12 protein-coding genes are annotated in these 14353 nt (G+C 37.7%); 1 reads left to right on the top strand and 11 read right to left on the bottom strand.

The annotated features are described in order from the left end of the window. Window positions 1-2: 2 nt before the first annotated feature. The 11 genes from QBE53_04385 to QBE53_04335 all read right to left on the bottom strand — a co-directional run bounded on the left by QBE53_04385 (window position 3) and on the right by QBE53_04335 (window position 13187). Window positions 3-1292 carry an extracellular solute-binding protein gene (locus QBE53_04385; protein ID WZL82349.1) on the bottom strand — a complete coding sequence of 430 codons (1290 nt, stop codon included), beginning with the start codon at window positions 1290-1292 and terminating at the stop codon, window positions 3-5. A gap of 295 nt (window positions 1293-1587) precedes the next feature. Further along, window positions 1588-1857: a TIGR03905 family TSCPD domain-containing protein gene (locus tag QBE53_04380; GenBank protein ID WZL82348.1), complete on the bottom strand. Its 270-nt coding sequence runs from the start codon at window positions 1855-1857 to the stop codon at window positions 1588-1590. 145 nt (window positions 1858-2002) lie between these two features. Beyond that, window positions 2003-3295: a hypothetical protein gene (locus QBE53_04375; protein ID WZL82347.1), complete on the bottom strand. Its 1293-nt coding sequence runs from the start codon at window positions 3293-3295 to the stop codon at window positions 2003-2005. A gap of 17 nt (window positions 3296-3312) precedes the next feature. After that, window positions 3313-3903, bottom strand: a complete 591-nt coding sequence (locus tag QBE53_04370) for a hypothetical protein (protein ID WZL82346.1) — start codon at window positions 3901-3903, stop codon at window positions 3313-3315. 3 nt (window positions 3904-3906) lie between these two features. Then, window positions 3907-5259: an FAD-dependent oxidoreductase gene (locus tag QBE53_04365; GenBank protein ID WZL82345.1), complete on the bottom strand. Its 1353-nt coding sequence runs from the start codon at window positions 5257-5259 to the stop codon at window positions 3907-3909. Window positions 5260-5311: 52 nt separating this feature from the next. After that, window positions 5312-6772, bottom strand: a complete 1461-nt coding sequence (locus QBE53_04360) for a DUF4127 family protein (GenBank protein WZL82344.1) — start codon at window positions 6770-6772, stop codon at window positions 5312-5314. An 11-nt stretch (window positions 6773-6783) separates the two neighbouring features. Then, a complete protein-coding gene (locus QBE53_04355) occupies window positions 6784-7473 on the bottom strand; it encodes a hypothetical protein (protein WZL82343.1) in 690 nt (229 codons plus the stop codon). 8 nt (window positions 7474-7481) lie between these two features. Next, on the bottom strand, window positions 7482-9635 hold the full coding sequence (locus QBE53_04350; GenBank protein ID WZL82342.1) for a hydantoinase/oxoprolinase family protein: 2154 nt from the start codon (window positions 9633-9635) through the stop codon (window positions 7482-7484). Window positions 9636-9715: 80 nt separating this feature from the next. Beyond that, window positions 9716-11029, bottom strand: a complete 1314-nt coding sequence (locus tag QBE53_04345; protein ID WZL82341.1) for a hypothetical protein — start codon at window positions 11027-11029, stop codon at window positions 9716-9718. 36 nt (window positions 11030-11065) lie between these two features. Continuing rightward, window positions 11066-11983 (bottom strand): ROK family transcriptional regulator, encoded by a 918-nt coding sequence (locus tag QBE53_04340; GenBank protein WZL82340.1) that lies wholly within the window; start codon window positions 11981-11983, stop codon window positions 11066-11068. Window positions 11984-12191: 208 nt separating this feature from the next. Continuing rightward, window positions 12192-13187 carry a helix-turn-helix transcriptional regulator gene (locus QBE53_04335; protein ID WZL82339.1) on the bottom strand — a complete coding sequence of 332 codons (996 nt, stop codon included), beginning with the start codon at window positions 13185-13187 and terminating at the stop codon, window positions 12192-12194. 266 nt (window positions 13188-13453) lie between these two features. On the opposite strand from QBE53_04335, the gene QBE53_04330 reads away from it, so the two are divergent. Further along, window positions 13454-14347 carry a haloacid dehalogenase-like hydrolase gene (locus QBE53_04330; GenBank protein ID WZL82338.1) on the top strand — a complete coding sequence of 298 codons (894 nt, stop codon included), beginning with the start codon at window positions 13454-13456 and terminating at the stop codon, window positions 14345-14347. The last annotated feature ends 6 nt before the right edge of the window (window positions 14348-14353 follow it).

Genomic DNA, 14353 nt, shown 5'->3' with positions numbered 1-14353 from the left:
ACTTACCTCCATTGATTAAATAATTCATCCATTTTTGCCTGAGCATTTTTTGCCGCTTCATCAAGTGCTATCTGTGCATCCACATTCTCGATGAGGACTTTGTATGCAGCAAGTTCAAGTTGTTCGTTAATATGACCTTCTGTTGGGTCGATAAACGTTTTTGCCCCCATCTTGACTTGACGAATGGGTATAAAATAGTCTGGATTAGCAAGGACTGCTTCATAGAATGCATCTTGATCCATTACAGATTTGCGTACGGGTAGATACCCTGTTTTTGTTGCCCACAACACTCCTGAATCCACACTGGTCATATACTTAATAAAATCAATCGCCCCTTCTTGAACTGTGGCATCATTCATAGGCAAACAAAAAGATTGTAAGTTTACAACCCCCTTAGGTTCATATAACTTATCATTCCAATTTGGCAACAGATATGTACCTATAATTGACATATCAAGATCTCCCATGTCACCACAGGAGCCTATATAACCTGCTGCTCTGCCTTGTTTGACATCATCAATCGTTGCATACCAGTGGTTCCACTCTTCCCCTCCATAATGAATATACATAACTTTTTCTTCATGAATCAGACGACGAAAATAGTTCCATGCATCAACCCACTCTTTCGAATTAATCTTTATTTTTTTTCCATCCGCATTTAAAAACTCCCCACCATTACTGATAGAGGCATCAATAAGATTTTCCACTCCATACATAAATTCCCATCCATAGACAATGGTCTCATCACCTTGCTTTTCCGACAATTTTTCTGAGACGGATGCCAGAGACTCCCACGTTAATAAATCGACTGGTTTGATATTATTATTTTCCAAAAAATCTTTTCGATAATATAAGACCTGGGTTCCTCCAAACATGGGCATCCCATAGACATTGTCTTGAATTGTGTTTTGGCTAAGATAGGAGTAAATAAAATCATCTAATTCAAAGCTTTGCGTATCAATAGAATCAATGACCCCCTTTGAGACCAGGAAACTTAATTCTTGATTTTCCAAAAGTACAACCGTGGGAGCTTTTTGTCTTGCAATAGCAGCCTTTAAAGCAGCAAAGGTTTCTTCATGGCTGGTTTGTTCGACCCCTATAACCTCATAAGTGGATTGACTATGGTTATAGTCTTCAATCATTTTCTTCATCAATTGGTTGGGATATCCTTTTAGTCCATACCAAAATTCTATCACGATTGCTTCATCTTCTATCTCTTCTTGTATGGTCTCAATATTCGTACACCCTGCTAAAAGAATACCTACGACACATAAATATATGTATATTTTCACAATAAGCCTCCTAATCCATTCGTACAGTTTGTTCAAATATACCATACTCTGATGGTTGTTGACAAGATTGTTCATCATTACGCGTGTTTTTTGATATCATTAGCTGTTGCAGTAAAAAAAAGCTTGGATTCACTTTTTACAGGTGAATCCAAGCTTAAATCATTATCGTTGACTTATACATTGAAAAAATATAAGTATAAAAAATATTTATTTCAAATCTTTAAATAATTCATTCCAAAACTCATTCCCTTTTCAGTTTAAGTTCATCATATATTTATCCACTCCACATATTAATTTAATGCTTTTTTTCACTTGCTAATTGATAAGCCTCTTTGACCGCTTTTACAAGTTGATCTGCACATGATGTTGGTCTGTTACCACATGTTATACCTGAAAGCTTGTTTTCAATATCTTCAACCGTCCACCCTTCAAGTATAGCCGGAAGTGCCTTAAGATTACCACTGCATCCACCATTCAAAAACTGAATATTGGTTACAATATTATCCTCTACGTCCACCTTTATGTTACGGGCACACACGTTTTGTGTTTTATAAATATATTCCATTGTTGCCTCCTTATAGATATTATTATATCTTCATTGTCTTTTGAATATTCTACGATAACCATTGATATATTAGCATATATTGATGCAAAATAAAACCCTTTGATTCATTTTTATGAATCAAAGGGTTTTAGATTTATATTCCTTATCAGTTTAAGTACAATCGTATATTTGTCCATGTAGCAACCAAAGAGTTAGTTGCATCAGTGACACCTAAAATCTCTGTAGGATGATTCCACGTCACTCCAAAATCCGTAGATACCATAAAATAGGTAGAGTCCATAGGATTTCCCGGTATATGACGCGGATTGATATACTCGGTAAATAATGGGGCAACCCCTTCCCATATTGGATTATATGATACCTCACCATTAATAATATAATTAGAATCATACAAAGCATCCTTGGTCGCACCAACATAGGATACGATTCCCCATTGATCACGCCCGATAAAACTATCTTGGGCTAAATCATAACTTAAATACTTTGCATGGTTGGCAGGTACAAACTGGAACCCTCCTCGTAAATTGCTATTCGTCGTATATCCGACTTTTGAGGATGTCGAAAGACAGATAACACCAGGATGAGCCGCACGCAGTCTACCGACTTCTGCATATTCACTTCCACCAAACCGTCCGGTTCCTTGGACTCTTTGAATGATATCCGCAATATGCTTTTGTGTCCCATTCGGATAATGCACTAATACTCTACCGTTTTCTGACTGAACTATTCCACCGACAGAATCATTTTTTGCCCAGTTCTCAAATTCAATATAATTGGGTGTTCCATTGTTTGTTGATGCTTCATATACCTCTATAAGCAATCGTTTAGGAATTGGCTTGGTAAAATCATTGTTAAAGTAGGTATCCAGACTTTCCCATACTCCATTGGCGGTTAAATATTTTACTGGATTTCCAACATAAGGTGCTGATGAGCCTCCAAAAATATTCGTTCCCCCTGCAATGGAAGTATAAATCATTGAGTCACTGTATGTTCCTCCTGCATGTACATAATCTTCATTGATACCAACACTGATTTGTTTGGGTGTCCATGCAGTTGCCTGAATCGGATTGTAAGAAGCTGTTGGTCCTACTTTTAAATGCATGGCATTGGCTCCTATGGCAGTCACACATGAGAACGTGCCATCAGAGGCCTTATCATAGTGAGCTGCCCAGAATCCATCACTGGAATTTTTTGCTACTGTTGCCGGACGATACACATTACCCACCACTACGTGGTTGCTGTTGTTATCAACAACACTCACAACGCCATTCGTAAAGTTTTCAATATAGATTCGATGTTTGAGTGTAAGGATTGGATTGTTTTCATCGGCTGCTTGTACCGGCAATTGGGCATTAATATAATTATTTGAGGCCGTGATAGATACCATCATGAAGTTTAATAATAATAAAATTATAACGAGTCCTTTTATTTTTTTCATTCATATTCCTCCTTCTTTTACACTATAAGTTTTTCGATGTTTTTAAAAAGCTTAGGCTGAGCATACTTAAGCCATATTAGATCAATGCATTGGCATTTTATCGGTTGGATATATGCATTGACAAATGCAAACGCTGCAATTTCCCGATATATCGGATTGATTCTACACCCGATTTTTTTTGATAATGTCATGTCTACAGTCTCATAATGCCATTCTTCTAGATGATGAAAAAACTCATGTAACAAGATCATCTGCAACACTTCTCGTTTTTCCAGGTGTATTTTTTCTTGTTCACAAAATTGATACAGCTTTTCTAGAACGTTATCATTATATTGAATCATTTTTGTCTCAGGAAGATAATACGCTCTATGACTTTCATCGTGGATGTTCGCATCGCTAAATGTTACAATATGTGCGATTCCATAACGATAAATATCCTTTTCTAGCGTTGCCATATGTATAGGTGTTTTTTTCGCAATATCTTCTCCAAGTTTTACAGCTTCATCATATATATGTTCCTTATTTTTTTGTCTGGAAAAAACAGGCGAACTCAGCCACAAGACTTCATCGATTCGTCGTACATCGTCCCGCGCAATAATTGCTTCCATCGCTTACAACCACTTCTTCCCGGGGATCGCTCCCTGTTGATTAAGTACTGTTTGAACTTCTTGTATATTTATCGTATTAAAATTATAGTCACCTTTGGCACAAACACCTGCTGCGACACCTGCCGCCTCTCCAATCGCCATAGCTGTTGCTGATATTCTTGCTGATGCTATAGCCTCATGGGTCGCTGAAATACAACGTCCAGTTACCAATAGGTTGTCAAATTTTATAGGCACCATGACTCCAAAAGGTATATCATAGCAGCATGCCCTTTCTTTTCGCAACCAGTTAAGCTCCATGCCATTAGGATCATGTATATCAATAGGATAAGAGCAAATAGCGATACTCTCGTTACTTTCAAGATTTTGAATTACATTGTCAATTGTTAGTGTCTCTTTTCCTTTAATACGTCTACTTTCTCGTACCCCTGTTGTATTGGCAATCTTTTGTATATAGCACGATTGAAAACCATCTATGTATTTTTTGAAAAACTCTATAATCTCCATGATTTGCTTATGCGCTTCGAATTGAGTTATACTTAAATCCTTAGCATTAATTCCTGATAATTTAATAATTCTTGTCATATTCACTGTAATCTCACCTGGGTGTATCCCCTGAAAAAACAACACACGGTCTCTAGGAATGTTAAGGTCTCCATTTTCTTGCGCTTGTTTTACAAATTCAAAAAAACCTGAAACAGCTAGATATTTATTTAAATCGCTATTCTTGTTGAGTATAAATTGTTCTGTGTTATTCTCCACATATTCGATGACTTTTGATAACTCAACACCACCGACTGTAAAGATCAAGGTCATCGGTTGACATAGGCCATCTTTTGTCCTTCCAATATTAAACTCTGCCTTTGCCATGGCTGCCAAATCGCCATCCCCTGTCGAATCTACAAACATCTTACCTGTATATGTCGCACTTCCACTTTTATTAATCACGCAAACTTTTTTTACAATTCCCTGGCTAGATTCGACAGAATAAAGTACGGTATCAAAGAGCACTGTGATATTAGGTAGCTCTTCTAACATCTCAAAATATACGATTTTTAAAATTTCTGTATCAATGGGCGTAATCGAAGACGCCATACCTATTGGATCCGGGATATGACCTAATGTTGCATTGTGTTTTGCAAGCCTGTCAATTATCTCTTGTGCTATACCTTTAATGACCTGCTGTTCTCCACAGTGAAATGTCAGTAGAGGCGATACCATAGCAGCTGTATTCATCCCTCCCGGATAGGAGTTCTTATCAATTAATAAGACCTCCAGTCCTTGTCTTGCAGCCGATATAGCAGTGGTCATACCACTGGGACCTGCCCCAATGACGACTAAATCATAAATTTTCTTCATATTATACACCTTTTAAGTATGTAACCTTATTTCCTTTCATCTGATTTTCTCATCATTCTACCTCTATATCTATCTCAAATGTTCTTGGCCACCAGATTTTATAGTTAAATGACGGTACCGAATGATTAAAGATTTGATTTAATACTCCCTGTTTGCTTTCAAAACCTTGATGCAACAGTGCGTTCCCTAGGGGTAAGTTTTCTATGCACCAAACATCTTGCTTGTGTTGACGAAGGTTTTGTTCCACCTTTTCTCGCACAATAGCTTGATAGACCAAATCATCTAATATACGCTCCATCGTAAACTTCTGATTGAGCATTGTATTGCTAGAACGACATGCAACAATTTGTGATAGGATTGTTCCCAAGGCGTTACTTGCTGTATTCCAAGCCGCATATCCAAAGAGTTGCCTCACATCAAGCGTTGCTGACACCACTTTCATAAACTCCATATCTCCACCATTAGCATAGCCTAGGTCCAACAAAAAACAATTTTTTCCTCGCTTGTGCTCGGCTAGAATTCTCTCTGCAAAATCTTGCATCTGGCTATCATCATATTGGTGAGAGGCTTCAAGTTTGGGACAATGATCTCCTTGACTTGCTTTTGGCGGATAAATGAATAATACATCTTGTGCGCTTTTTTCTTCACGGATATTCATCATCTGCATATGACTATACAGATTTTTTGAAAACTCTCGGTCTTCATATCGCGCTGTAAATGTCATGTTGTCTCCAAGCCAATGAATTTTTATGGATTTGCTTTGTCTAAGTGTGCAAAGTGCCAGCATACAAATCTCCATTCCGGCTTCATCGGTTCCATTATGAATATAGATTCTTTTTTGTAGGTTGTTTTTGTTGACAAACTCTTGAAGCACTTGTTGCTCAAATTTTTGAATCCCTTGTGTCGCACAGTCTTCTTGTAAGATTAGTAACCGCTCAAAAATGTTATCCTTGGCAAACTCCAAACACATCTTATTCATGGTATGATTCCTATTACGAACCTCCCAAAACTCCTCTAAGACGTCTCTAGGTATTTCCCTTTCTAATTCTTTAACGGCCTGCTGGTACTTTGGTTGGGACTGTGTTTGTTCTAGATAATACAACTTTGAATACTTGGCTACTTTTTCCCACCATTTTTTTGATTCTGCGTTAACGGTACTGACCGTAGTTCGCATTAAGATGTTATAGGCATAAATCTCCAAATTAGGCTTTGTCTGTTTTAGCTGTTTTATCAAGTCCAGCCTTTGTTTAGCCTCATCCATAGATACATAGTTTTGCCTTGATGCGATTAAACCTCCGTATAATAGCTGGTCAACAGACAAAATCAATATGTCGCTTTTACTTGCTGCATCTAATAGCCATGTTGATATCGCTTCATAGGACGAGGGTTGTTTAAAAAAATCCATCTGATCAATTGAAGGAACATTTAAGTCATATCCTAATAATTTGACCAGTTGTTGAGGAAAATTATACGTACACGGTCGTGAGTCTATAGGAAGCATACTAATTTTCATACGTTCATCTCCTATATTTTATCTATGGCATTTCGAAAATCACATACAGCTTTGGCAAGGCTCTCTTGATGATTACCTGTGACAATCGAGCCAATCATAATCCCCTTTACCTGACACTCTTGCAGATATTTTACATCATCGGCTTGGATATTATGCTGCGTCGGCACAACGATAGGAAGTGTTGAAAGACTTGCAAGCCTTCTATATTGTAATAAATCTCTTGCACTAAAGCCTTCTGCATATGTCTCCGGACGCATGATGGAGGCTTCCAGAACATCCACACCAATCTCACTTAGATTTTTAATTTCTAAATCTGTATATGTATAATCTACAGCTAACATCTTTGCAATGGTCTGCTCATTAAATATTCTAACCGGTGCATGATGGGCATACAGAGAAATAAAATCAAACCCTGCCCTAACCACCTGGTCAAAATCCCTATCTGCCGATGCCAAGTCTCCTCCAACAACAATGCCGCAAGGTCCTTTTGCCTCATCTATAATCCTACGAATCACATCGCTTTCTTCTTCAAAGCTTTTAAACGATGTTTTACTTGCCCTATGTTCAACATTTAAGTGTATTTTAACAATATCCGCCCCATTCTCCCATGCAGCTTTTGCCAACTGAAGATCATTGCAAGGCAAACTAACGACTAAGCTCAATTCTTTTTCCAATAATTTTTGCATAAATCTATTGTCCATATGTCCTCCTAACTATTTCGTGGATGTGCCAATAAAACAATAGGCTCATCTTCTTCTAGACCATCGAGTTCGATACGAATTAACTCCATCACCTGCTTATAATCTAAGATGGTTGAAAAATCAACCACTCGACTTTTATATAACATAAAAATCTCAGGAATAATCATGCCGACATCATTGTAAATGGATTCACTTTGGATAAACTCCGGTATTTCACCATTGGCGCGGGTTTGCATATACGCACCTTTATTTAATTGAAGTTTGACCACCCCAGAATCATCAAGAATTCGATAGGTGATTTTATTTTTTGTCATCAGTCCAAAGAATTTTTTTATCTTTTCATGGTTTTGAAAGACGGTTAATCCTTTTGTTTTTGCTACCGCTGTTACACGATCTGCTTCTGACTTAAACGCTTTGATGGCACTTGCTGAGATTTCATCCTCGCTCAGGACCTTTTTATCCAGTGCATCTTTGTTCATGTGAAAAGCACCTGTTGCTATGGCCCGTAGTATATTCTTTGCATTATCAACTTCAACTTGTACCTCAATGGTACTACTTTGTGCTCCCATGGCTTCTAATCGACCGATAGCTTCTTTTCGAATAGCAACAATCTCTTGTTCTGTCGGTTCTAATACGGTTCTTTCAATACAGTCTCTTAACATAGCCATTGCTGCACCAATTGCAGATATAACCTCTGCTTTTTCAGCAATCATATGCTTCATCTGCATAGATTTTCCCAACCAATTCACCACAGCCGTAGCGCCTCCACCTCCACCTACAAGAGATACCAGTTCAGCGTCAATGTTATATTCATATAGTAAATCCTCAACAACAGGTCTGACTTTAGCTATCGCTTGGTCTAGCATGTCTTTTGCCAAGTTTTTTGCCGTTGTATTATAAGCTTTTGCTAATTCGCAAAATACATGGTCGACCGTCTCTTTATTCGCATATGCATAATCGCCTTCTGCGGTCATCCCAAGAACAATGGATGCATCTGTAAGGGTTACTGCAAATTGTTTTCCGGCTTTATTTTCTACGATTAGGTAATCGTTTGGATCAGATGGCATGGGTCGAATTAATTTTGGCTTTAAATCAATCAGTTCATTAGGTTGACTAAAGGCAAGATAGCCTAATCCTGCAATATGCGCGCTTCGTGGTCCCACTTCCAGGACTTTATTATTATGCATCCGAACCATGGATCCCCCACCTACTCCTACGGTTCTTGAATCTAAGGTTTTTAAGTATGTCAGATGTCCCCCGACATTGGCGCTTTTGATCATCGCCTTGCCATTTTTAATGGCAGATATATCTGTACTGGTTCCACCAACCTCTAAAAATATACCATCGGATATCTTGGCATACATAAGGGCGGCGGCAATGCCTGCTGCTGGCCCTGATAACATCGTTAAAATCGGTCTCTTTTTCATCTGGGGCAAGTCCATAACACCACCATCACTTCGCATAATCATTAATGGTGACGTAATCCCACTATCTTTGATACTTTTTTCTGTCAAAAGCGCTGTCGTTGTCATCTTCGGTAAGATACTGGCATTAATGACAGCTGTACGTGTTCGTACCTTTAATCCATAGAGTTGAGATATCTCATGGCTCGCTGTTGCAGGTAATCCCTTTTCACATGCAGCTTTGACAACCAACGCTTCATTTGTTGTATCATCGACACCAAAAGCTTCACTGACAACGATGACTTCACAATTTTCATTTTTTAATTCCTCAAGAACTATGCTAATCTCATCTTCATTAAACATTTTACTCCCTGAGTTTATATATCTATGAGATGTATCTAATAGTTTTCCTTGGCTTAATTCTAGGGATTTAACTTGGGTGTCGCTCTTTGCTTTTATACCATCTAGTCCCTTACCCATTCCAACAATTCCCACTTTTGCAACATCCCCTTCAAGCAAAGCGTTCGTTGCTTGGGTTGTACTATGCGCTACAAAATTAATCTCTGCATCGCTGGCGCCTGTCTGTTCAATGATGTCCTTAAAAACTTTAATAATCCCTTCTGATACCGACGCCTTTGACAAGTGCGTTGTCGGTGTAACTGCATGTGCAATCACTTCATTTTCCGGTTGTTGTATAGCTACTGCATGTGTAAAGGTTCCCCCTACATCAATACCTATACGTATAGTCCTTTTTTGCATTTGATAACCCCCTGTTTTTAAAGAGATACAGTACAAAGATTGTACCGCATCTCTTTTCATCATTTGGATAAGCCTTGTATTTAATAGAACATTACTGCTGCAATTACTAAACCAATAACGGATGCTATCCAAACAAAAGGTAATGTTTTTCGTAAAATATCATTTACGTCACATCCTATAGATGCAGCCGTCCATACATTATGTGTATTGGTCGGGTCACAGATTCCTTGGATTTGACCAACGGACATTAAGGCCGCCATAATGGCTAATCCTGACATTCGCCCTGTTGCCATCATAATCGCTCCAATGCCTAATCCCAGTCCCCAAACATTCAGCGGTCCACGATATAATGCCAGTGGTGCTAAGATTGCAAAAAACAGTACAAAGGTAAGTCCGGTCGTTGGTAATATCTGAGCTAATTGCGGTCCTATATTCTCTGTTACTCTTGGATCCATAACTACTTTTAAAAGCATACCTATACCAATAATCAAGAAAATTGCTCCTGCTGAGTTGGATATTCCTTCAATAATCGACTTTGTTAGTTGCTTTAAGGAATCCTTATTAATCGTAGTCGCCATACAATACAATATTCCTACAACAAAACCTGTAATAATATCCACTTTTAATCCTAAAACCATAATAAGTGGTACAATAGGTGTTAACATCGCCAAGAGATTGACCTTTTTTTGTGATACAGCCATAGGTTCTGGTGCTGGCCATGCAATTTTTTGCTTCGCACGTTTATTGACTCCAAAAAGCTTCCCACCAAATTTGACATCTACTACCACAAATAATAGACCAAACACTAAAAACACAGCTCCCAAAGGATATGCAAACTTACGAATCTGTTCTACACTAAGTCCCATAGCATCCGTATATAATCCCCAGTTAGCTAAGTTAAAAATCCCTCCTGTACTGAGTGAAATTAACAAAATACTTCCAGAAGTCAGCGGTTTGATACCAACTGATGCCATAATAGGTAAGGCAATACTTCCGACCATAATAACTGAACCTAATCCTCCAAGTGTCGTAAATAGTAAGCTAAGAACAATCATGAACGACATTCCAAGTACAAGCGGTCGATCGCCTGCAAGCTCGGATACTTTTCTTACCGATGCTTCTGCGATGCCTGTAGTTTTTACATATTGTGCCAAAATAGCTCCAAATATCAACATCATCATAGCAGATGCTAATCGTGTCGGTCCTTCTACAAACATAAGTGTAAGGATTCCCGCTTGACTTGTCTCTTCAACCATTGTGTCCATAAACGGAATTCCGGAAACTAATGCAATGAGAAATGCCATCACAGGTAGAGCAAATAATGCGGATAGCTTCTTCGTGTACATCAGTACACACATCCCAATAAAAATTAAAATAATAAATACAGTTGTCATATAAAACCTCCTCCAAAAGATAATATATATTTTAGCTTAGAGCATAAAATATACGGACTTAAACCATTCTCTCTGCGCAGATATAGCCATGCCAATTTCAACATCATTATCCATTTGTTCAATGCAAATAATTGTTTTTTGATGTTCTTTGGCAAGTTGGTTCGCCATATTTTTAAACTCTTCTGTAAAATATCGAATAATAATTTTTGATACATCCAAAAATTTTATAAAAATATCTATATGCTCAAAAAATTCATGGATGCTATCAATTTTTCCGGTATAGTTTTCTTGACCGCGGCATATACTATTGTTCAGTACAAGTGCCGCCTTTGTCTGTGCCGATTCATGATAGCAAAGGTAATTATCCGTCTCTTTTGCATATCCAAACAATCGTTCTCGATAAGCTACTCCATTAGCCAAATGATCAATATATATAAACGTTAAAAATTTTCTCTCTAAAATCTCTTTCAAATGGACTTGCTTCCAGTTATATGCATCACAGCTAATAATAATCTGCTCTTTATAATTAATCTCTGCATCAAGACCGATACCAATCCCTATAATTTTAGGATATGTTCCCATGACTTTTTCGATAGCATTAATTAAGATTTTGATTACGCTAGCGGATGGTTCAATCTCTATATCAAAGCTTTCCACAAATTCACCAGCAAAATTTGTGATAACAAAATGAATGTTATTCTTGTATAAGCCTATGCCTAAAAAATGTGCATAACTACTATTCATTTTATATATAGCCGAGCGGCGACCACCGATGGATTCTTCAAACCCTGCTTTTTCTAATAAGTCTAACTTGATTAAGCTATTGACCGCCGAAGAGACTGTTGAGTTACTAAGCTCTGTATTTTCAACCAGGTCTGCTTTAGTTGTCACTTGTTTTGACAGTATACAGACCATAATCTTGGTAAGATTTTTAATCTTCATTTTATCTAACATCAGCATTGCTCCTTATATATTTTTACTTTTTACGAGCTTTGTAAGAAGTATTTGTTTATACCTTAGCACCTTTGTTTTTCTTTGTCAACTATTTATTATATTTTATTGATGAAAACATTTTTTTTGTGCATAACCAACAACTCTTATAAAACAATAGCAAAAGAAGCCTCATGAAAAAGGCTTCTTTTGCTATTGTTTTGCTATTGTTTTATCTATGATTTCTCTTTTTTTCATTTCCTTCAAACATTCCAAATAATCCAATGAGTGCTGCAAAAGCAATTCCTGCAACCGGCCATATAATCCAAGTAATTCCCCAATCCATTGTCCATAAGCTCCAGCCGATATAGACAGCTGTAACTAACGGCCAATAAAAGGCACCAATTTTTTCCGCACGTTGATTCTCACTTTTTTTGTGTGGTGCATACTCTCCTTCACCGATCAGAAAGTTCAATGCATCATTCTCCATCGAAGCCGGTATAATAATGTAAGTGCCAATACCAACAATAATAACGAGCAGAACAACCATTAGAATTTCTAACATGTCAGAAGATATCAATAAACTCACTGTTAATAACGGAACAACACTCATAACAAATAAGGTTACACTCAATGAAATTTTTCTGATATATTCTGGTTTATACTCTTTATACTTTTCTACATAGATACTGCGAACACCATAAGCAAGCTCAAATGGGGTGTTTTGAAGTTTTTCAAAGTCATCACTATATTGACTAGTTCTTAAAAACTGTACAACACCTATGGCTACAATTGCAAAAAGCAGAATAAGTCCTAGTGCAGATGCAATGTCTGAGGATAAGTTGATTCCCGGATTTTCCGTAAGTGCTTCTAAAAAAAGTAAAGGAACGATTGAATATATACATAATAGAACACCTCTTGAGATTAACTTTGCCGCATCGCGTTTATTCTCAAGATACTCCCTTGCCTCTTCTAATGTGATTTTTTTGATTTCTGGGTCCGTATCTTCCGACACGCCTTCAACTTCTTCTATATCATCTTTGACTAAGTAGTCTGTAGATACACCAAATATTTCGCTAAGCATTAGAATTTTATTGAGGTCAGGTATACTGCTTGCACTCTCCCATTTTGAAATTGACTGTCGTGATACATTCATTTTTTCAGCCAACTCTTCTTGCGACCACCCAAACTTCTTTCTTAATGTAACAATCTTATCAGCTAATATCATATTGTTTCCTCCTCGTGTATGTTTTCATTTTTTATGTACTTAGCTTACCTAAAAATCCAGTTGCACACTACCAAATCTACTTTGAAATCTGTCAACCAGTGGTTGCATTTGTGATAAAATCAAGTGTTTAGGGCAATCTGTTCAATATTTTCTAAAACTACATGCTTTTTTGAATAATGACATAAAATATATCCCACAGAACTCTTTTTTTCATATATACTTAGGTTAATGAACTATTCATTATTATATCATAGGAGGGATTTTACATGAAACGATTAATTAGTTGTTATGCCAGTGACTGTCAAAAAATGTTGCCTGACGAACTAAAACTTTCAATTATGGCTAGCGCCGGAAGAACCATTCTCGCCGAAACGGTTGTGACAGCCGCCCCACTGATTGAAGGTGTCACTAATGCTGAAATGATGGCTTCTTTTGGTGCCGACTTGATTTTATTAAATGAATTTGATGTGTTTGATAAAAAAATAAAGGGTATGTATACATGTGATAATCCTATTGCTGAGATAAAAAAGCTCACTGGGCGTCCCGTGGGGATTAACTTGGAGCCCGTCGATACGGATGCTGAATTTATTGAAAACCGATTAGAAATCGCCTCAGGTCGCCTTGCGTCAATAGACACTTTTATTGAAGCAAAAAATCTAGGTGTTGACTTTATATGTTTAACCGGCAATCCAGCCACCGGCGTCTCAAATTTATCTATAAACGCTGCAATCGCTGATGCCAAAAAACACTACACAGGCTTGGTTTTCGCTGGGAAAATGCATGCCGGAGGTTTGAGTGAAAAAGTTCTAGATGCCTCACAAATCCTTGACTTCATCAAATCCGGAGCCGATGGCGTATTGATTCCTACTGTTGGAACAGTCCCTGGAGTATATGAAGATGAAGCCAGAATGATTACTCAACAAGTCCATGCACTCGGCGGCCTTGTCATCAGCGCCATCGGGACAAGTCAAGAAAGCGCCGATAGCTTTACCATTAAACAGTTTGGCTTAAGCAACAAACGCGTTGGCGTAGATATTCACCATATTGGTGATGGCGGCTATGGGCGAATGCCTGACCCTGAAAATATTATGACGCTCTCCATAACAATTCGGGGCAAGCGTCATACATACTTTAAAATGGGACAGTCCCCCCTTAGATAGGGTTAT

This window comes from Vallitaleaceae bacterium 9-2 (genome assembly GCA_038396585.1).
Taxonomy (GTDB): domain Bacteria; phylum Bacillota; class Clostridia; order Lachnospirales; family Vallitaleaceae; genus UBA1351.
Note: the sequence above shows the minus strand (reverse complement) of the source record. Positions and strands in the feature narration are given on the sequence as shown.